21 protein-coding genes and 1 tRNA gene are annotated in these 18,429 nt (G+C 74.4%); 7 read left to right on the top strand and 15 right to left on the bottom strand.

The annotated features are described in order from the left end of the window. The first annotated feature begins 15 nt into the window (after positions 1-15). On the top strand, positions 16-1,119 hold the full coding sequence (locus tag N555_RS0107755) for an inositol monophosphatase family protein (RefSeq protein WP_029430923.1): 1,104 nt from the start codon (positions 16-18) through the stop codon (positions 1,117-1,119). Positions 1,120-1,121: 2 nt separating this feature from the next. Here N555_RS0107755 and N555_RS0107750 read toward each other — a convergent pair whose 3' ends face one another. Next, positions 1,122-2,540 (bottom strand): FAD-dependent oxidoreductase, encoded by a 1,419-nt coding sequence (locus N555_RS0107750; protein ID WP_051683836.1) that lies wholly within the window; start codon positions 2,538-2,540, stop codon positions 1,122-1,124. Between the two features lie 86 nt (positions 2,541-2,626). Between N555_RS0107750 and N555_RS0107745 the strand changes: the two genes are divergently transcribed. After that, positions 2,627-2,929 (top strand): putative quinol monooxygenase, encoded by a 303-nt coding sequence (locus tag N555_RS0107745; RefSeq protein ID WP_029430921.1) that lies wholly within the window; start codon positions 2,627-2,629, stop codon positions 2,927-2,929. 3 nt (positions 2,930-2,932) lie between these two features. Here N555_RS0107745 and N555_RS29065 read toward each other — a convergent pair whose 3' ends face one another. From N555_RS29065 to N555_RS0107685, 12 genes are all read right to left on the bottom strand, one after another. Beyond that, positions 2,933-3,499: a sugar O-acetyltransferase gene (locus N555_RS29065; protein WP_029430920.1), complete on the bottom strand. Its 567-nt coding sequence runs from the start codon at positions 3,497-3,499 to the stop codon at positions 2,933-2,935. Between the two features lie 73 nt (positions 3,500-3,572). Continuing rightward, positions 3,573-4,385 (bottom strand): Fpg/Nei family DNA glycosylase, encoded by an 813-nt coding sequence (locus tag N555_RS0107735; RefSeq protein ID WP_029430919.1) that lies wholly within the window; start codon positions 4,383-4,385, stop codon positions 3,573-3,575. After that, entirely contained in the window at positions 4,378-5,745 is a 1,368-nt protein-coding gene (locus tag N555_RS0107730; RefSeq protein WP_029430918.1) for a cryptochrome/photolyase family protein, read from the bottom strand. Before N555_RS0107730 ends, N555_RS0107735 begins: the two co-directional genes overlap by 8 nt. A 141-nt stretch (positions 5,746-5,886) precedes the next feature. Continuing rightward, positions 5,887-6,207, bottom strand: coding sequence for a GNAT family N-acetyltransferase (locus N555_RS0107725; RefSeq protein WP_029430917.1), 321 nt, complete (start codon positions 6,205-6,207; stop codon positions 5,887-5,889). A gap of 152 nt (positions 6,208-6,359) precedes the next feature. Next, complete coding sequence (locus N555_RS0107720) at positions 6,360-7,148, bottom strand: hypothetical protein (RefSeq protein WP_034509330.1); 789 nt, start codon at positions 7,146-7,148, stop codon at positions 6,360-6,362. Between the two features lies 1 nt (position 7,149). Further along, on the bottom strand, positions 7,150-7,575 hold the full coding sequence (locus tag N555_RS0107715) for an S-adenosylmethionine decarboxylase (protein WP_029430915.1): 426 nt from the start codon (positions 7,573-7,575) through the stop codon (positions 7,150-7,152). Between the two features lie 77 nt (positions 7,576-7,652). Further along, entirely contained in the window at positions 7,653-9,971 is a 2,319-nt protein-coding gene (locus tag N555_RS0107710; protein WP_034509327.1) for a putative bifunctional diguanylate cyclase/phosphodiesterase, read from the bottom strand. 79 nt (positions 9,972-10,050) lie between these two features. Continuing rightward, positions 10,051-11,298 (bottom strand): esterase/lipase family protein, encoded by a 1,248-nt coding sequence (locus N555_RS0107705; protein ID WP_029430913.1) that lies wholly within the window; start codon positions 11,296-11,298, stop codon positions 10,051-10,053. A 160-nt stretch (positions 11,299-11,458) separates the two neighbouring features. Beyond that, positions 11,459-11,629 (bottom strand): CsbD family protein, encoded by a 171-nt coding sequence (locus tag N555_RS27380; RefSeq protein WP_029430912.1) that lies wholly within the window; start codon positions 11,627-11,629, stop codon positions 11,459-11,461. A 96-nt stretch (positions 11,630-11,725) separates the two neighbouring features. Then, on the bottom strand, positions 11,726-12,745 hold the full coding sequence (locus N555_RS0107695; protein WP_029430911.1) for a hemolysin family protein: 1,020 nt from the start codon (positions 12,743-12,745) through the stop codon (positions 11,726-11,728). Then, complete coding sequence (locus N555_RS0107690) at positions 12,742-14,124, bottom strand: hemolysin family protein (RefSeq protein ID WP_029430910.1); 1,383 nt, start codon at positions 14,122-14,124, stop codon at positions 12,742-12,744. Before N555_RS0107690 ends, N555_RS0107695 begins: the two co-directional genes overlap by 4 nt. Before the next feature lie 228 nt (positions 14,125-14,352). Further along, a tRNA-Arg gene (locus N555_RS0107685) sits at positions 14,353-14,425 on the bottom strand. A gap of 102 nt (positions 14,426-14,527) precedes the next feature. Here N555_RS0107685 and N555_RS0107680 point away from each other — a divergent pair. The 5 genes from N555_RS0107680 to N555_RS0107660 are packed head-to-tail and all read left to right on the top strand — an operon-like array spanning position 14,528 to position 17,595. Beyond that, complete coding sequence (locus N555_RS0107680) at positions 14,528-14,896, top strand: hypothetical protein (RefSeq protein WP_156036248.1); 369 nt, start codon at positions 14,528-14,530, stop codon at positions 14,894-14,896. 47 nt (positions 14,897-14,943) lie between these two features. Then, the gene (locus N555_RS0107675) at positions 14,944-15,393 is read left to right on the top strand and encodes an SRPBCC family protein (RefSeq protein WP_029430908.1); all 450 of its coding nucleotides are present in this window, start codon (positions 14,944-14,946) and stop codon (positions 15,391-15,393) included. Positions 15,394-15,445: 52 nt separating this feature from the next. Next, on the top strand, positions 15,446-16,327 hold the full coding sequence (locus N555_RS0107670) for an NAD-dependent protein deacetylase (protein ID WP_231502642.1): 882 nt from the start codon (positions 15,446-15,448) through the stop codon (positions 16,325-16,327). Further along, positions 16,324-16,635, top strand: a complete 312-nt coding sequence (locus tag N555_RS0107665; RefSeq protein ID WP_029430906.1) for a hypothetical protein — start codon at positions 16,324-16,326, stop codon at positions 16,633-16,635. Before N555_RS0107670 ends, N555_RS0107665 begins: the two co-directional genes overlap by 4 nt. 39 nt (positions 16,636-16,674) lie before the next feature. Then, on the top strand, positions 16,675-17,595 hold the full coding sequence (locus N555_RS0107660) for an MSMEG_6728 family protein (protein WP_029430905.1): 921 nt from the start codon (positions 16,675-16,677) through the stop codon (positions 17,593-17,595). A 4-nt stretch (positions 17,596-17,599) separates the two neighbouring features. Here N555_RS0107660 and N555_RS0107655 read toward each other — a convergent pair whose 3' ends face one another. After that, complete coding sequence (locus N555_RS0107655) at positions 17,600-18,019, bottom strand: PaaI family thioesterase (RefSeq protein ID WP_029430904.1); 420 nt, start codon at positions 18,017-18,019, stop codon at positions 17,600-17,602. Then, positions 18,016-18,378: a VOC family protein gene (locus N555_RS0107650; RefSeq protein WP_029430903.1), complete on the bottom strand. Its 363-nt coding sequence runs from the start codon at positions 18,376-18,378 to the stop codon at positions 18,016-18,018. Before N555_RS0107650 ends, N555_RS0107655 begins: the two co-directional genes overlap by 4 nt. Positions 18,379-18,429: the final 51 nt, after the last annotated feature.

The raw sequence follows: 18,429 nt of genomic DNA, 5'->3' as shown, positions 1-18,429 counted from the left end.
GGCAGGGTCGGCCGGGTGGGGAGCGGGGGAGCGGGAGCGGAGGGCGTCGTCGTCGCGGCGACCGGCGGCGAGGTCCTGCACCGGGCGGCCGCGGACCTCGATCTGGCGCCGGCGGCCCTGGCGCCGGCGGTGAGCGATCCGGCCTACCGGGTCCTGGCCGGCGGCGCGGGGGAGGCGGTCCTGCTGCGCCGGCAGTGGACCGGTGAGGGGATGCCCGAGGCGGTGGTGCTCGCGTCCGCCGGCATGGGCCCGGACCACCCCGCGATCCTGGCGACCGCGGTGGGCTGGGGCTGCGACCGGGTGCGTGACCGGCCCGGTGGTCGCGGCGTCCGTCCCGTCGCCCTGCCGGGCCCGGACGCTCCGCTCGTCGAGCGGTTCCTCGCCGCGGCGGCGCTGGCCGCCACCCGTGTGGAGACGGCGGTGTCGCTGGCCCGGGGCACGGGGGAGGACCGGGTGAAGGTCGACGGCAGCCCGTCGCTGGCCGCCGACGAGGCCGCCCACACCGCTGCCGTCGGGGTGCTCGGCGCACTCGGCGTGCCCGTGCTCAGCGAGGAGCGGCCGGACGTCGCCGTCGACCCCGTCGCGCCGTGGATCGTGCTCGACCCGCTCGACGGCACCGGCAACTTCCGCGCCGGGCTGCCGCCGTGGGCGTTCTCCGCCGGGCTGGTGCACGCCGGGCGGCCGATCGCGGGCGTCGTCGTCGACCTGTCGTCGGGGCGGCGGTGGTCGGGCGGGGAGGGCGCCGGGGCCTGCCGGGACGACGTCCCGATCCAGCCGCGGGAGGGCACCACCGTGGTCGTCCCCAGCGCGCCCGGTGGCCGCTCGGTCGGCGTCCCGACCACCGCCCGGCGGATCCGGGTGACCGGCTGCACCGCCGTGGAGATCTGCCTGGTCGCCGACGGCTCCGCCGCGGGGTGGCACGACCTCGACCGCTCCGGCACCCACGTGCACGACGTCGCCGGCGGGCTGGCGGTGCTCGCCGCGGCCGGCGGGGTGGCGCTGACCGCCGACGGCGAGCCGTTGCGCCTGAGCCCCGACACCGAGGAGCTCATCCGGTTCGCCGCCGCCGGCACGGGAGCGACGGCGGCGGAGCTGATCGCCGCCGTCGCGCGCCGCTGACCTCAGCCGCCGGCGGGAGCCTCCGCCTCGGCCTCGATCTCCGCGGCCCGCGCGGCCGCGAGCAGGTCGTCGCGGTCGTGGATGGTGGTCCGCTGCCGGCCGCGGGTGGCACCGAGCGCGGTCTCGGCGGCGTCGATGGCCTTCCAGTTGGGCAGCAGCACCGGGTCGGCGCCGCGGGCGCGCAGCGTGCGCACCAGGTCGTCCTCGTCGCCGTGCGGGCCGATCACGCCGGCCTCGACGTCGCCGAGCAGCGTGGCCACGGTCTCCCGTGCGTCGTGCTTGTTGGTGCCGACCACCCCGGTGGGCCCGCGCTTGATCCAGCCGGCCACGTACTCGCCGCTCGACGGAGCGCCGTCGCGGAGCACCCGCCCTGCCTCGTTGGGCACCGTGTTGGAGGCGGTGTCCAGCGGCAGGCCGGGCAGCGGCAGCCCGCGGTAGCCGACGGAGCGGACGACGAGGTCGGCGGGCAGCGTGGTGAGCTCGCCGGTCCCCACGGCGCGGCCGTCGGCGTCGACCGCCGTCCGCTCCACCTCGACGCCGGTGACCCGGTCCTCGCCCAGGATCCGCACCGGACGGGCGAAGAACTGCAGCGTGATCGTGGCGCGCCCGGGCTCGGCGGTGTTGGGGGCGTAGCCGCGCAGCACCTTGACGTTGCGCGCCTTCAGCCGGTCGGCCGGGGGCGGCTCGTCCTCGCCGGGCACGTCGGCGGGGTCGACGAGCACCGTCGCGCCGGCGAGGTCGCCGAGCTCGTCGAGCTCCTTGGTGGTGAAGCTGGCCTGCGCCGGCCCCCGGCGGCCGAGCACGGTCACCGACTCCACCGGGGCGGCGGCCAGCGCGTCGAGCACGTGCTGCGGCATGTCGGTCGGGTCGAGCTCCTCGGGGGTGCGCACCAGCACCCGCGCCACGTCGAGGGCGACGTTGCCGACGCCGATCACGATCGCGTGCCGCACGCCCTCCAGTGCCGCCTCGATCCGCTCCCGGTCGGCATCGGGGTGCCCGCAGTACCAGCCCACGAGGTCGGTGGCGGCGATGCTGCCGGGCAGGTCCTCGCCGTCGATGGACAGCGCACGGTCGCGCGAGGCGCCGTAGGTGTAGATGACCGCGTCGACGTGCCGGCGCAGCTCCTCCAGCGACAGGTCGGTGCCGATCTCGACGTTGCCGACGAAGCGGACGTGCTCGTGGTCGAGGACCCCGTGCAGGGTGTCGCGCAGCGCCCGCATGCGCAGGTGGTCGGGGGCGATCCCGTGCCGGACGAGGCCGAACGGCGTGGGCAGCCGGTCGATCAGGTCGACCGCCACCGGGACGGCGTCCTGGCGGGTGAGCGCCTCGGCGGCGTAGATGCCGGCCGGTCCCGCGCCGACGACCGCCACCCGGAGGCGGCGGGGGGCGGATGTGGTGGCAGTCTCCTCGGCGTCCGACATGATCGGCATCCTGACCCGCGGGGACGGGATGCGCCAACCACCGCCCCTGTCGGGCCTGTCGCCACCGCTGCCGTTGGAGGACCTGCATGTCCGTCGTCGTCGTCGCCCACATCCGCCCGCTGCCCGAGCACCTGGACGCCGTCAAGGAGGCGTTCCTGGAGATCCTGCCCCAGGTGCACGCCGAGCCCGGCTGCGAGCTCTACGCCCTGCACGAGGCCGACGGTGTGCTCGTCATGATCGAGAAGTGGGAGAGCCAGGAGGCGCTGAACACGCACATGACCGCGCCGGCGCTGACCGCGGTCGGGCCGAAGCTGGCCGGCAAGGTGACCGGCGCCCCGGAGGTCCAGCTCCTGACGCCCCTCCCGACCGGCACCAAGGGCGCCCTCTGACCCTCAGCGCTCCGTGTCGGGCGGCGGCCCCAGCCGCCGCCGCTCGACCGCGCTGGTCGCCGTGACCACGCTCATCGGCGGCACGTCCTTCGCGACGACGGCGCCCGCGCCGACCACCGAGCCCCGGCCGATCGTCACGCCCGGGGTGATGGTGGCCGCGGCACCGATCCAGACGTCGTCCTCGATGACGATCGGTGCGCAGGTCAGGAAGTCGAACCGTTCGGCGGGCTCGACCGGGTGCCCCGACGTGCTCAGCGTCACTCGCGGTCCGATCAGCACGCGGTCGCCGATGGTGATGCCGCCGAGGTCGGAAAAGCTGCACCCCTGGTTGACGAACACCCGCTCGCCGAACTCCGTCGCCAGGCCGTGGTCGCAGTAGAACGGCGGCAGGACCGTCAGCGAGTCGGGGAGCGAGCGGCCGAAGATCTCGGTCAGCAGCGCCCGTCGCCCGTCGAGGTCGTCGAACGGCAGGGCGTTGAGCCGCGCGGTCAGGGTCATGACCACCTGCACGCGCTCGGCGAAGGCCCGTGACTCCGGCGTCCGGGTGGGGATCCGCCGCTCGTTCCGCACGCCCGGATGCTGGCACGCGGGTGGGACACCCGGAGGAGATCCGTCGGCGTCACGCCCACAGATCTCCTCCGGGTCAGGTGGCCTGGCAGACGGGGCACCAGTAGAGGTTGCGGCCGACCATCTCCTGGGTGCGCACCTCGGTGCCGCAGATCCGGCAGGGCAGCCCGGTGCGCCGGTAGACGTAGTGCGCGTCCTCCCGCGTGGCCGGCCCGCGCTTGCGGCCGCGGTGCTCGGGCCGGGTCGTCACGATCCGGCCGAGGCGGACGCCGGACCGCATGAGCGCGATCAGGTCGGCCCACAGCGCCGTCCACTCCTCGGCGCCGACGTCGCGGCCGGGCCGGAACGGCGAGATCCCGTGCCGGAAGAGGATCTCGGCGCGGTAGACGTTCCCGACGCCGGCGAGCACCGACTGGTCCATGAGCAGCGCGCCGACGGCGGTGCGGCTCCCGGCGACCCGCTTGTGGGCGAGCGCGCCGTCGCGGCTGCGGGCACGCAGCGGGTCCGGGCCCAGCCGGTCGAGGATCTTGTCGACCTCGGGCGTGGTGAGCACCTCGCAGGCCGTCGCCCCGCGCAGGTCGGTCCAGACACCCTCGCCGTCGGGGCCCGGCCCCTCCCAGCGCATCCGCAGCGCACCCCGCGGCGGCGGCGGCCTGCCGGTGCCGCTGGTGTAGGTGCCGTAGAGGCCCAGGTGCACGTGCAGGGTGTCGGCGCCGAAGCAGGCGAACAGGTGCTTGCCGTAGCTGGTGACCTCCTCGAGCACCCGGCCGTCGAGGAGGTCGGCGCCCGCGGCGAAACGGCCCTGCGGGCTGGTCACGTGCACCGGCCGGCCGGCGAACGCCTCCTGCTGCTCGCGGGCCAGCCGGAAGAGGGTGTGGCCCTCAGGCACGGCGCACCCGCTCGAAGCGGTCGAGGGCGACCTTCCGCTCGTGGGCGTGGTCCACGACCGGCTCGGGGTAGCCGGCCGGCACGCCGCCGGGCGCCGTCCACGGCTCGTGCACGTACTTCGCGTCGACGTCGCGGAGTTCCGGGACCCAGCGCTTCACGTACTCCCCGTCCGGATCGAACTTCTTGCCCTGGGTGATCGGGTTGAAGACCCGGTAGTACGGCGAGGAGTCGGTGCCGGTGCCGGCGACCCACTGCCACCCGTGGTTGTTGCTGGCGAGGTCGCCGTCGACCAGGTGCTGCATGAAGTACCGCGCTCCCCGTGTCCACTCCTGGTGCAGGTCCTTGACCAGGAACGAGGCCACGATCATGCGCACCCGGTTGTGCACGTAGGCCTCGCCCAGCAGCTGGCGCATCCCGGCGTCGACGATCGGGAAGCCGGTCCGCCCGGTCTCCCAGGCCCGCACCAGCTCCTCGGCGTGCGCCCCCGAGTCGTAGCCGAGAGCCTGCAGCTCCGGGCGCAGGTACTCCCGCGCGGACTCCGGCCGGTGCCACAGGACGTCGGCGTAGAACTCCCGCCAGGCCAGTTCGTCGGTGAAGCGCCGCACCGCCTCGCCGTCGCCCTCGTGGCCGAGGTCGGCCAGCAGCGTGCGCGGGTGGATGGTCCCGTACTTCAGGTGCGGCGAGAGCCGGCTCGTGCCGTCGCCGGCGGGCAGGTTCCGGCCCTCCGCGTAGCCCGACAGCCGCAGCTCGCGGAACCGGTCCCACGCCTCGTGGGCGGCCGCCTCGCCGGCCGGCGGGAGCTCCGTGCCGCCGAGGTCCGGCGCCGGCGGCAGGTCCTCCGAGCGGACGCCGGCGCACCACCGGACGTCGTCCCGGTGCGGGGCGGGAGCGGGCCAGCCGTGCTCGCGCCAGGCGCGGGCGAAGGGGGTGAAGACCTGGAACGGCGTGCCGTCCCGCTTGGTCACCAGCCCCGGGCCGACGGCGTACGGGGAGCCCGTCCGCACGAACGCGACCTCGCCCAGGGCGCGCTCGACCGCGACGTCGCGGCGGCGGCCGTAGGGGCCGGTGTCGGCCGAGACGTGCACGGAGGCGGCTGTGAGCTCGCGGGCGACGGCGGGGACGACGTCGGCCGGGTCGCCGGAGCGGATCACCAGCGCCCCGCCGGTCGCGTCGCGCAGCTCGCTCAGGCAGCGGCGGAGGTACTCCCGCCGCGGTGCGCCCGACGGCCCCCAGAGCCGCGGGTCGACGACGAAGAGCGGGAGGACCTCGCCGTCGGCACCGGCCGTCTCGACCGCCGTCAGCAGCGCTGGGTGGTCGCCGAGCCGCAGGTCACGGCGGAACCACAGGATGCTGGTGGGCACCCGCGCCACGGTAGGTGCGATTCCGGTTGTGCGCAGTGCATCGGCCGTTCGGGCCGGTCGCTCAGATCGTGCCCATGGCCTGACTACGCGCCCGGGTCCGCTCCTCGCTCGTTCCTCGCTGCGATGCTCCCCGGGCTGACGTCAGGCCTGGGCGGTCGCCAGACCGAAGTGCGGACGGTCGTCCTCGCGCACGAGGTCGACGTACTCCGGGTGCTGCTGGATGTAGTGCCGGATGAACGAGCAGTACGGCAGCACGTGCACGCCACGCTCACGCGCCGCGTCGAGGACGCCGGCCACCAGCGCCGACCCGATGCCGCGGCCGCCCACGCTCGGGTCGACCTCGGTGTGCGGCAACGTCATGACGCCGTTCTCGACGTGGTAGCTGGCGAGGCCGACGACACGTTCGCCCAGCCGGACCTCGAAGCGCCCCTTGTCGGGGACGTCGACAACACTCGTCTCCATCGTGCTCTGACCGTCCTCTCGTGGCCGCCGGCGCCGTTGCCGGGGCTCGATGTTCCTACCCGAAAGGTAACGCCTCGGACACGCTCTGAGTTGCCCGTTCACTCCCGAGGCGCGTCGGATCACCCGTGGTGAGGTAGGCGGCCGGGCGGAGGTCAGGGTGCCGGGACCGCCTCGGGCCGAGCGGTCGGCGGGCGCCAGCCGGTGGTGTCGCGGCGGGGGACGTCGGTCCGCACCGGCATGGGATCGGGCTCGGCGAGCGGGACACCGCGGTCGGCCGTGAGGTCGGCCGGGTCCATGGTGATCGACCGGAACCGGCCGTCGACCAGCGCCGGGGCGAGATCGGGCTGCGCGGCCGTCACGAGCTCGGCGGCCGTCGCCACGACCAGGTCGCACGGCGTGCTGCCGGGTGAGCCGAGGTAGGGGTGCGAGGTGGCACCGGCCATCGGGAACCACGGCACGCCCATGGCCTGGCACAGCTCGAGGACCGGGTCGTCCAGCAGGGTCACCAGACCGTCGACGCCACAGTTGCGCGCGTAGCGCCAGGTGCCGTGGAACAGGGCGAGGCTGACCTCGGCGCCCGCGCTGCCGGCACGGAACCGCGGGTCGACGGCCATGGTGGCGACGTCCCAGACGAGTCCGCCGGCCAGGCCCCGGGCGCCGAGGGCGTCGGCGGGGGAGAGGCGCCAGGGACCGGCCGCCATGTCGACCAGCGTCTTCACGCTGCCCGCGTCGTCGGGGAGGATCAGCCGGGCCGCGCCCAGGGCGGAGCCGTCGGCGTCGTCGATCACGGTGACGAAGCGGGACCGCGCCTCGTAGGGGCCGTACTCCTGCTCCATCACCTCGGTCGTGTTGCCGAAGGCCTGGAGGAACACCTGCGCCTCGACCCGCCGGGCGGCGTCGCGCTCGGCCGGCGTGTGGGCGATCAGCAGCCGCAGCGCCATCTCAGAACGCCTTCGCCACGATGGTGTCCGCGGAGAAGAAGTCCCGGGTGAAGGCCACGGCGGCGTCGGCGGAGAAGGCCTTGCACGTGTAGATGTCCACGGAGAAGAACAGCCGCGGCTGCTCCCACGCGTAGAAGTGCGCGCCGGAGGTCTCCCAGTGGATCCACCCGGCCCAGCCGTACAGGTCCGACCGGTGCGTCACCGGCTCGATCAGCTGCACCATGTCGACCTCGCGGGACAGTGCCGAGAGGTAGGTCCTGATCTGCTCGTCGTCGACCGGCCGGGCGGGGATCCCCTCGATCACCAACCGCTGCCGCAGGATCTCCGGCGCGAGCTCGCGCCACTCGCCGGCCTCCGGTTGCGACGCCCCGTCGCCACCGTTGCGCGACTGAGGAGAGACCAGTGCGGAGAAGGTCGACGTGATCATGAGGCCATCCTGCATGACTCACGGTCACGAGCCGGTCTCATTACGCTCAATAGGTTGAGCGCGCCCTCACTTCCGGGTCAGAACGCGCGCACTCCCTGCGTGACATCGGGGATCAGTGTGGTGCTCAGCACACCCGTGTCGTGCGCTGCGAGCCAGGTCAGGAAGTCGCCGACCGGCATCGGGCGGGCGATCGCGAAGCCCTGCGCCACGTCGCAGCCGAGGCGGGCGAGCGTCGCACTGGTGGCGAGTGTCTCCACGCCCTCGGCCACCAGGGTCAGCCCGAGGTCGTGAGCGAGGGCGACCGTGTGCTGGACGATGGCCGCCGCGCGAGGGTCGCGGTCGACGTCGGCGATGAGCGACCGGTCGAGCTTGAGCTCGTCGGCGGGCAGGTGCCGCAGGTAGGCCAGCGAGCTGTACCCGGTCCCGTAGTCGTCGATCGACGTCCGGACGCCGACGCGGCGCAGGTCGCCCAGCACCGTGCGGCCGCGGTCGGCGTCGGTCATGAGGGTGTCCTCGACCAGCTCGAGCGTGAGCGCCTCCATCGGCAGCCCGTGCCGCTCCAGTGCCGCGGCGACCTTCTCGGGCAGGTCCAGGTCGTTGACGTTGGCGGCCGACAGGTTGACCGCGACCGGCACCCGGCGGTCGGCCCACCAGAGGGCGGTCGCGTCGAGCGCGAGCTCGAGGACCTTGTCGGTCAGGGGACGGAGCAGACCGGCCTGCTCGGCGGCGGGCAGCAGGTGCGCGGGGGAGAGCAGACCCCGCGTGGGGTGGTTCCACCGGACGAGGGCCTCGGCACCGAAGACGCTCCCGTCGTGCAGGCTCAGCTGCGGCTGCAGGTGGATGACCAGCTCGTCGCCCTCGAGGGCGGTCCGCAGCTCCTCCATCGTGCGCAGCCGGTCGCTGCCGGCGGTGCCGGTGACCGGGTCCGGGACGTAGACGTGCACGCCTCCGCGGTCGTTCTTGGCCGTGTACATGGCGACGTCGGCGCAGTGCAGCAGCTCCTGCACGGTCGTCGCCGGGGCCGGCGTCGTGCCGACGCCGATGCTGACGCCGACGTGCAGCCGGACGCCGGACACCGTGAACGGCTCGACCAGCAGGTCGCGCAGGCGCTCGGCCAGGACCTGGGCCTCCTGGACGCCGGTCCCGGGCAGCAGGACGGCGAACTCGTCGCCACCGAGCCGGGCCAGCACGTCACGGGAGCGCAGCGAACCGCGCAGCCGCGGCCCGATCTGGCGGAGCAGGTCGTCGCCGGCGGTGTGCCCGAGGCTGTCGTTGACCTCCTTGAAGCCGTCCATGTCCAGCAGCAGGAACGCCGCCGGGTGGCTGGGGGTCGCGGTCGCGACGACGCGCTCGGCGTCCTCGAGCAGCGACCGGCGGTTGGGCAGGCCGGTGAGCTCGTCGGTGCGGGACTCGCGCTTGACCTGGTTGAAGCTGCGCACCTCGCCGAACGTCACGCCGATGCGGGTGATGCCGGCCAGCACGCACCCGATGGCGAGCCACGCCGCGACGGCGGGCAGATCCCGGGTCCAGCCGGCGCCGAGGACGACGAGGCTGGCCACGATGCAGGCCAGGGGGACGGCGAGCAGGCGCCACCCGAGGCGGGAGCCGGCACGGTCCATCGGCGCGGGGCGGGGGCGGGCACCTGCCGCCGCGGTGGCGGTCAGCACGACGCAGACCAGCCAGCCGAGCTCCAGCGGGCCGCCGTCCACGTAGGTGCCGTGCATCTTGAGCGCGAAGAGCACGATGTCGGAGCCGCAGATGAAGAACAGGCCGACCCCGAGCAGGATCAGGGTGCGGTCGAGCCGCACGCCGAGGATCGACCCGACGGCGACCAGGACGGCGATGAGCAGGATGGTGGTCGTCGGCGCGACGAGGTCGATCGCGCCGACCGCGGGCTCGCCGGCGCCGGGGGCCAGGTAGGGGCCGAGCACGAACGCGACACCGGCCGACAGGGTCCCGAGGGCGCCGACGATGGCGTCGAGCCACATGCTGCGGTGGAACCGCGGGACGCGGGTCCGGATCATCACGAAGATCGGCACGTACATGACGGCGTACGAGGTGAGGGAGACGGCGTTGGCCAGCGCGGAGGCCGGCCCGTTCCCCTCGAGCCCCGCGGAGAGCACCCGCAGCGCGTTGCCCGTGCCGCCGAGGACGAGCACCACGGCCAGGCCGAACCAGGCGTTCCGCTCGGCACGCACCCGTCGTCCCGCGGCGTAGCAGGTCAGAGCGGCGGCCAGGTACGGCAGGTTGTAGAGGACGACGTCGTAGGTCCGGTCCCAGAACGGGGACAACGGCCGACCCCAGAGACCGGTCGCGTAGAGGGCCGTGAGACCGAGGGTGAGGTACAGCAGGACCTGGGGGTGCCGCTGCGCGGTGCCCACCTGTCGCCTCTCCATGACCCGTCCATCGGCGCGACGGAGCAAGATCTCCAACCGAGCCACCCCTCTCGTCACCCCGACGGGTGAGTGGCCGGTCTCAGACGTCGGCGTCCCGCGCGGTCAGCCAGCGCCGGATGGCGAGGTAGACGCGCGGGTCGCTCTGCAGGTCGAAGTGGTTCAGCCCGCCCAGGCGTGTCACGTGGTCGGGCGGGAAGGTCAGCCGGTCGTCGTCGCCGGTGTCGCCGCTCGCGCTGCGCGGCGGCACCAGCAGATCGCCCAGCAGGTCGGCCGTGCGCGCCTCCGGGTCGCGGGTCAGCGTGGCGAGGACGACGAAGTGGCGCGCGCCGTCCGACAGCGGCACGTGCGTGTGTGCCGCTGCCTCTCCGGCGTCGAGGTCGCGGCCGCTCCAGTCGTCCTCGACCAGGGTGCCGCGGCGCAGGTCCTTGATGCCGACGCTGCGCAGTGCGAGCACCCGCGACAGGGGCCGGGTCTCGGGCAGCCGCGCGAGCAGTCCGGTCAGCGCGTGCGCCCCGCGCTCCAGCGGGGCGCCGAGGTGGGGGCTGCCGAGGGTGATCGTGTCGCGGACCAGCGTCGTCCACGGGCGGCCGTCCGGCGTGCCGCTCCCGGCGCGGTGCAGCGCGGCCCGGGCGACCAGGCCGCCCATCGAGTGCCCGACGAGGACGACGTCGCGGACCGGGACCGGCCAGGCCGCCACCAGGTCGCCCAGCAGCGTGTCGAGCAGCCGGCCGTTGTCGGACAGGTGCAGGCCGGTGTTGTAGCGGAGGAAGACCGGCGTCAGGCCCAGGTCGCGCTGCAGCAGCGTGCCGTAGTTCGTGCCCGGGACGCCGTCCTCGCGCTGTGACCCGCGGTCCCAGGAGGCCTCGGTCTCGGTCAGGCCGTGCAGCAGGACGACCAACCGGTCGCCGGCGTCGGGGAACGCCGCGGCGAGGTCGCCCGGCGTCGTCGGCACCGACCTGCCCTCGACGCGGACGGCCATCGGGATGGCGAGACCGGGCGCGTGCCGGGCCACGGAGTCGCCGTACAGCCCGTTGAGCACGCCGAGCGCCCGGCGACCGGCCGGCGACCCGTCGAGCGGGGAGTCGTCGGCGGCGAGGGTCGCCACCTGCCCGGCGGCACGGGCGCCGACGCCGAGCGCCGCCCCGACCCCGCCGTAGGCGAGCCCGGCGACGGCGTCGTGGACGAGCCGGACCGGCGCGCCCGCATCGCCGACGGCACCGAAGGCCCGGTCGGCGATGCCGGAGTGGAACTCGGCGATCCGCCGCGTCCACCCGCCCAACCCCATCCCGGCCAGCTCGGACAGCCCGAGCACCTCGTCGCGCCGCACGGCGTCCCCCTCTTGTTGCGGTGAGGCTCCTCCGGCGGCCAGCCGGTGGCAATGTCCGGTCGCCGCCTCCTGGGCCGAACAGCCGACGGGCCGGTCCGGCGCTGGTGCGCCGGACCGGCCCGTCGACGGTCGAACGTGCCGTCGCACGCTCGCAGGCGGTCTACTTGAAGACGTCCTTGATCTTCTCGCCGGCCTGCTTGAGGTTGCTCTTGGCCTGGTCGCCCTTGCCCTCGGCCTCGAGGTCGGGGTTGTCGGTGGCCCGGCCGACGGTCTCCTTGCCCTTGCCGGCCAGCTCGTCGAACTTGTTGCCGATCTTGTCCTCGTTGCTCATGACGGGTGACTACCCGGCGGGGACCGGCGGCAGTCCGGATGTGCGATCTCTCATCAGGGAATCGTGGATCTCGCACGCCGTGGTGGGTCGGCGACCTCAGGCGGCGGGAGCGGCCTGGCGGGGGAAGAGCCGGCGCAGTACGTCCGACAGCGTGATGACGCCGACCACGGTGTCGTCGCGGGTGACAACCGCCAGGTGGTTGCGCGTCTCGCGCATGGCCTTCAGCGCGGCATACACCGTCGTGTCGGCGGAGAGGGTGAACACCGGGCGGGCGAAGGGCACCACCGGCAGGTCCTCGGCCGCAGCCAGCGTGTCCCGGACGTGCACGACGCCGGTCAGCTGTTCGCGGTCACCGAGCAGGACCCGCAGGTGTCCGGTCCGTCGGGTGACCTCTCTGACGGCGCCGACGGTGGCGTCGCCAGGAACAGCAGCCAACGGCGCCGCTGTGTCGACCAGGTCGGTGACGGTCAGGTCCTGGAGCTCCAGCGCGCCGGAGATCTGGGTCGAGAAGCTGGCGTCCAGGGCGCCGACGTTGGCGGAGTGCTCGACCAGATGACGCAGCGCGTCGGGGCTGTGCCCGACGGCGAGCTCGTCGGTCGGCTCCACCCCGACCAGCCGCACGAGCCGGTTGGCCGCCGCGTTCAGCAGTCTCAGCAGCGGCCGGAAGACCGCCATGAACGCCCGCATCGGCGCTGCCAGGAGAGTCGCCGAGCGCTCGGGGTGGGCGATCGCCCAGGACTTCGGGGCCATCTCGCCGACGACCAGGTGGACGAACGTGACGATCATCAGCGCGAGGACGAACGCCACGACGTCGGCGGCGACCAGCGGGAGTCCCCACGTCTCGAACAGCGGGGTCAGCCAGTGGTGCACCGCCGGCTTGCTGATCGCACCCAGCGCCAGCGTGGCCGCGGTGATGCCCAGCTGGGAGCCGGCGAGCAGCAGCGTGAGCTCCGAGGAGTTGCGCAGCGCCGCCCGCGCCGACCGGCTGGACGGTGCCGCCTCCTCCAGCCGGTGGCGCTTGGCGGCCAGGGCAGCGAACTCGACGGCGACGAAGAACGCACTCAGCGCGACGATGACGACGGTCGCGGAGACGACCACCCATGGGCTGTCGCTCATCGGGTGTGCTCCTCGGGGGTGGCGGCGCGGTCCGGGAGTTCGAGGCGGACCCGGGACGGCACGTGCCGGTCGACGGCGAGCACCTGGACGTGCAGGAAGCGCGGGTTCGGGTCGTCGTCGTGCACGAGGTCGCCGGGGTCCGGCGGCAGCTCGATCGTCAGCGTGGCGCCGGGCGGCGGCAGGGTGCCGGCGGCGGCGATGACCAGGCCGGCGATCGTCTCGTAGTGCCCGCGGGGCAGGTCCACGGCGAGGGCGCGCTCGACCTCGTCGACGTGCACGTCGCCGGCCATCTCCCACACGCCGTCGCCGTCCACCGGCACGTACGCGGGGTCGACGTCGGCGTCGTGCTCGTCGGTGATCTCACCGACCAGTTCCTCGGCGAGGTCCTCGAGCGTGATGACACCGGCGAAGCCGCCGTACTCGTCGATCACGCAGGCCAGCTGGTTGCCGGTGTCGGCGAGCTGGCGCAGCGCGTCGGGCAGCGGCGTGAAGGTGGAGACGACCGGGCACTCCCGGGCGATGACGCTCACCGGTGCGGTGTCGGGCTCGGGGGTGATCAGCAGGTCGGCGAGGTGCACCACCCCGACGACGTCCCCGGTGGCGGTGTCGAGCACCGGGTAGCGGGAGTGGCCCGCCGCCATCAGCGCCCGCAGGTGGCCCAGGGTGTCGTCGGGCTGGACGGTGCCGACCCGTGGCCGGGGGATCATCGCGTGCTCGACGTCGCGCTCGGGGAAGTCGAGGATGCGGTCGACGAGCATCGACAGTTCCGCCGGGAGATCGCCGCTCTCGCGGGACTCCTCGACGATGTGCTCCAGGTCGCGGGCGGTGGCGGCGTGCTCGACGTCGTGCACCGGCTCGATCCGCAGGACGCGCAGCAGCAGGTTCGACGCCTGGTCGAACACCCAGATGAGCCAGCCGAACACCCGCAGGTACATCGTGGTGGAGGTGGCCAGCCAGCGGGCGACCGGCTCCGGGCGGGCGATCGCCAGGTTCTTCGGGAACAGCTCGCCGAAGAGCATCTGCACGATGGTGGAGAACAGCAGCGCCAGCACCGCGCCGATGCCGACGCTCACCCCGGTGGGGATGCCGACGCCGCCGAGCAGTCCGCCGAGGGACTCGCCGATCAGGGGCTCGGCGACGTAGCCGACCAGGAGCCCGGTCACGGTGATGCCCAGCTGGGCGCCGGAGAGCATGAAGGACGTGCGGCGGGTGACGGCCAGGGCGCGTTGCGCGGTGGCGTCCTCCGACTCGGCGGCGGCCGCCAGGCCGGCGCGGTCGACCGCCATGTAGGCGAACTCCTGCGCCACGAAGTAGCCGGTGACCACGGTGATCCCGAGGACGACCAGGACGCCGAGCAGGAGGGTGAGCAGGTCGGTCACCGGCCACGCACCTCCCCGGTGGAGGGGACGGGCGTGGCCTGCGGTCTGTGCTCGGGGCTCATGGATCTCTCGGGACGGAGGGGCCGGACCAGCCGGAGGCTCCACCGGACAACGCGGCGCGGACCGCGGCCGTTCCGGGCCGGCGGCGTAGTGGCTGCCCCGGTGCACACCCGACGGCCCGGTGCCCAGATGCCGTGCGGGCCCCGCGCCACGGCCACCCGGCGGGAGTGCCCCCGGCAGGATTCGAACCTGCGACACACGGTTTAGGAAACCGATGCTCTATCCCCTGAGCTACGGGGGCTCGGGCGGCGACCGCCGCTCGTCGGGGTGCGCCGAGGTTAGCCGGTCACCCGCCGTGGCCGACCGGCCGGACCTCAGGCGCTCCGGGCTCTACGGTCGGGAGATGACCGGGGTGCTGGCAGCGGTGGGCCTCCTGGTCCTGCTCGCCCTCGTGATCGTCTGGATGGTCCGGCCGGTCCGCGGGGCGCAGGCGCTCGGCGGCCGGCCGGCGCTGCCCCCGCGCGACCGGGCCCGGATGGCCGAGGCGGTGGCCGCTGCCCGGTGGGCACCCGCGCACGACGAGGTGGAGGGGCAGACCCGCGTCCTGCTGCGCCGGTCGTGCCCGGGGCTGGACGGCTTGCCGGTCGTCCTCGAGGAGCGGGTGTTCGCCACCTTCCCGGCCGACGACGCGGCCTGGGAGGCGCGGTTCACCGAGGCGATGGCCGGAGCGCGGTTCCGCTGCGGCTACCTCAACGCCGAGGAGGGCGGCTAGTCGCCCCTGCCGGGGCCCCGAGGAGGGACGACGGCAGGATGGCGGTCATGGGTCAGGTCGTCGCCACCGCAGAACACGTCGTCCGCGCTCCGGCCGAGCAGGTGCGGGCCGGGCTCGCCGACTACGCGGGCGTCCGCAGCCGGGTGCTGCCCGAGCAGTTCTCCGACTACCGGGTCGAGTCCGGGGGGCAAGGTGCCGGCACCCGCGTCGCCTGGCGGTTCGCCGCCACGTCCAAGCGGGTGCGCGAGCAGCTGGTCGAGGTCACCCAGCCCGACGCCGACACCCTCGTCGAGCGCGACACCCGCTCGTCGATGGTGACGACCTGGACCGTCCACCCGGCGGACGCCGGCGCCACGACCGTCCGCGTGCGGACCACCTGGGACGGGGCCGGCGGCATCGGCGGCTTCTTCGAGCGCACCTTCGCGCCCAAGGGCCTGCGCCGGGTGTACCTCGACCTGCTCGGCCGCCTCGAGCGGGAGCTGGGCGCCGCAGCCTGATGTCGTCTGACGGTCGGCGGCGCACAACCGGTTCGCGGGGGACGATGGGCCGGTGAGTTCCGCGCTGCCCGTCGTCGAGGAGCCCGCCGAGCTGCGCGGGGAGGTGCCCACCCTCCCGGGCCTCGCGGAACTGGCCGACCTCGTGGGGGACGGCGACGTGCTGGTGCTCTCCGGCGCCGGCCTCTCCACCGACTCCGGCATCCCCGACTACCGCGGGGCCAGCGGCTCGCTGCGCCGGCACACCCCGATGACCTGGCAGACGTTCCGCAAGGACCCCCGCGGCCGGCACCGCTATTGGGCGCGCAGCTTCGTCGGCTGGCGGCAGATGCGAGCGGCCCGGCCCAACGCCGGCCACCGGGCGGTCGCCGACCTGCAGGCCGCGGGGCTGCTCAGCGGCGTCATCACCCAGAACGTCGACGGGCTGCACCAGGCCGCCGGCGCCCGCGACGTCGTGGAACTGCACGGCGGGCTGGACCGGACGATCTGCCTGCAGTGCGGCGACGTCGCCTCCCGCGCGCTGCTCGACGAGCGGCTGCGGGCGGCCAACCCCGACTTCGGGCCGCGAGCCGACGAGGTGAACCCGGACGGCGACGCGGAACTGCCCGACGAGGTGCTCGACGGCTTCGTGATGGTCGACTGCCTGGCCTGCGGTGGCGGACCGCTCAAGCCCGACGTCGTCTTCTTCGGCGAGACCGTGCCGCGCGACCGGGTCGACGGCTGCTTCCGGCTGCTCGAGGAGTCCGGCAGCCTGCTCGTCCTCGGCTCCTCCCTGACCGTGATGAGCGGCTACCGCTTCGTGCTGCGCGCGGCCGAGCTGGGCATCCCGGTCGGCGTCGTCAACCTGGGGGAGACCCGTGGCGACGCCAAGGTGGACGTGAAGGTCGACGCCCCGCTCGGCGCGGTGCTGCCCGAGCTCGTGACCCGCCTGACGTGACCCGCGAGGTCGAGCACACCGACGACGGCCGCTGGATCGTCGTCGACGGGCGCCGGTGGCGGACCGCCGACCCGGCGCTGCCCGACGACGTGCGTACCCGGCTGCTGCACCACCTCGGGGTCGGGCGTTCCGGGGTGCGCAGCGCCGGCCGGGCCGACGACCCGACGGCGCTGGCCGCCGCGCGGGCCCGGGTCCAGCTGGCCAAGACCGGGCTGGGGGAGCGCGGCGAGGCCTGGTGGGAGCAGGACGACGATGCCCGGCGTGCACGCTGGGAGACGGCACTGCGCGAGCTGGACGCGCTGGACTGAGCGGGCGGTCCGCGCCGCCGTCGGGAAGGATCGAGGGCGATGCAGACCTTCCTGCCGGTGGCCGACTTCGCCGAGAGCGCCCGGCTGCTGGACTCGCCGCGGCTGGGCAAGCAGCGGGTGGAGACCCTCCAGGTGCTCCGTGCGCTCGAGCTGCCCGACTACGGCTGGGTGTCGCACCCGGTCGTCCGGATGTGGCGCGGCCGCACCCCCGCCCTCGTCGCCTACGGGCTGGCCACGGTGCGGGTATGGCGGGAGCGCGGCTTCGCCGACAGCACGTTCACGCAGATCGGGGAGTTCGCCCCGGACGTCGTCGACGCCTCGCAGGAGGAGCTGGCCGCGGCCGGACTGCTGCCGTCGTGGCTGGGCGACCCGGCGCTGCACCTGTCACACCGGTCGAACCTGCTGGCCAAGGAGCCGGAGTACTACCGGCCGCGGTTCACCGAGCGGTTCGGATCCGAGCCCGACGACCTGCCCTACGTCTGGCCCGAGCCCGACGACGTGCCCCCGGCGCCCGAGCCCGAGGGGGTCCGCGTGTGGGTGGTCCGGCCGCGCAACCACAACGAGCTGGGCGCGTGCCTCGCCGCCGGCGTGGTGGGGCTGGGCACGCAGTCGGGGATCGACGTCGACGCGACCGGCCTGGAGCCCGCGGAGCTCCGGGCGCTGTCGAAGGAGCTGACCGGACGCCGCCCGGCCAAGGACCTGCGCCAGCTCTCGGCGTTCCTCGACGAGATCCAGCCGGGCGACCTCGTCGGACTGCCCATCGAGCACGGCGCCGGGCTGCTGCTCGGCGAGGTGGTCGGGGACTACGGGTTCCAGGGCCGCGAGCTGCTGCCGCACCGCCGTCCGGCCCGGTGGGACCGCGTCGTCCCGCGGTCGGCCGCCCGCCCGCCGGCCACGCTGCAGGACCCGCGTGCCCTCTTCTCCGTCGTCCTCGACCCCGCCCACGTACCGAGCGGCTGAGACCTCAGGCGCCCGGCAGCGGCACGTTCTGCAGCCGCACCTGGCCGCGGGCGACGAGCTTGCCGTCCTCGGCGCGGGTCAGCACGACCTGCCACAGCTGCAGGGTCTTCCCCTGCTGGATCGGCTGGGCCACCACGTCGAGGCGACCGGCGGTCATCGGCCGGACGAAGTCGGTGTTGTTGTTGACGCCGACGGCGAACTGGCCGCGGTCGGCCACCGCCGTGCTGGCGCCGATGCTCGCCGCGGACTCGATCACCGCGCAGTAGAGCCCGCCGTGCACCACGCCCCACGGGGTGTGCTGCTGCGGCCCGGTCTCGACGGTGCCGGTGACCCGGGTGCCGGTCGCCTCGGTGACGTCGAACGCGGTGGTGGCGACGAACGGGCTGGCCGCGGTCAGGTCGACCGGCGGCAGCTCGGCGCTCATGCGGCATCCCAGACGAGGCAGAACGGGTGGCCCACCGGGTCGGCGTAGACGCGGAAGTCGCCGCCGCCTCCGGGGAGCTTGCGGGCGCCCAACGCGAGGGCCTTCGGCTCGGCCTCGTCGATGTCGGTCACGAAGACGTCGAGGTGGAACTGCTGGGGGCGGTCGGGGTCGGGCCAGTCCGGCGGCTGGAGGTCCGGCGCCTGCTGGAACGCCAGCCGGTGCCCTTGGCCGGTGACCACCACCCAGTCGTCACCGGGGCCGCCCCTGCTCACCTCCATCCCGAGCAGCTCGGCGTAGAAGGTCGCGAGGGCGTGCGCATCGGGCGCATCGAGGACGACGGAGTGCAGCTGGCCGATCATGGCCTCCATCCTGGCGGCGTCGGCGCCGGTCGGCCCAGCGGGGATCCGGCC

This window comes from Blastococcus sp. URHD0036 (assembly GCF_000701365.1).
Lineage (GTDB): Bacteria > Actinomycetota > Actinomycetes > Mycobacteriales > Geodermatophilaceae > Trujillonella.
The sequence above is the reverse complement of the archived record's forward strand: the minus strand, read 5'-3'. Positions and strand labels throughout refer to the sequence as shown.

Coding starts and splice junctions, on each gene's coding strand:
- N555_RS0107750 (WP_051683836.1), bottom strand. CDS start 2,540: ATGTCGGACGCCGAGGAGACTGCCACCACATCCGCCCCCCGCCGCCTC.
- N555_RS0107745 (WP_029430921.1), top strand. CDS start 2,627: ATGTCCGTCGTCGTCGTCGCCCACATCCGCCCGCTGCCCGAGCACCTG.
- N555_RS0107725 (WP_029430917.1), bottom strand. CDS start 6,207: ATGGAGACGAGTGTTGTCGACGTCCCCGACAAGGGGCGCTTCGAGGTC.
- N555_RS0107720 (WP_034509330.1), bottom strand. CDS start 7,148: ATGGCGCTGCGGCTGCTGATCGCCCACACGCCGGCCGAGCGCGACGCC.
- N555_RS0107715 (WP_029430915.1), bottom strand. CDS start 7,575: ATGATCACGTCGACCTTCTCCGCACTGGTCTCTCCTCAGTCGCGCAAC.
- N555_RS0107710 (WP_034509327.1), bottom strand. CDS start 9,971: ATGGAGAGGCGACAGGTGGGCACCGCGCAGCGGCACCCCCAGGTCCTG.
- N555_RS27380 (WP_029430912.1), bottom strand. CDS start 11,629: ATGAGCAACGAGGACAAGATCGGCAACAAGTTCGACGAGCTGGCCGGC.
- N555_RS0107695 (WP_029430911.1), bottom strand. CDS start 12,745: ATGAGCGACAGCCCATGGGTGGTCGTCTCCGCGACCGTCGTCATCGTC.
- N555_RS0107680 (WP_156036248.1), top strand. CDS start 14,528: ATGACCGGGGTGCTGGCAGCGGTGGGCCTCCTGGTCCTGCTCGCCCTC.
- N555_RS0107675 (WP_029430908.1), top strand. CDS start 14,944: ATGGGTCAGGTCGTCGCCACCGCAGAACACGTCGTCCGCGCTCCGGCC.
- N555_RS0107660 (WP_029430905.1), top strand. CDS start 16,675: ATGCAGACCTTCCTGCCGGTGGCCGACTTCGCCGAGAGCGCCCGGCTG.
- N555_RS0107655 (WP_029430904.1), bottom strand. CDS start 18,019: ATGAGCGCCGAGCTGCCGCCGGTCGACCTGACCGCGGCCAGCCCGTTC.
- N555_RS0107650 (WP_029430903.1), bottom strand. CDS start 18,378: ATGATCGGCCAGCTGCACTCCGTCGTCCTCGATGCGCCCGATGCGCAC.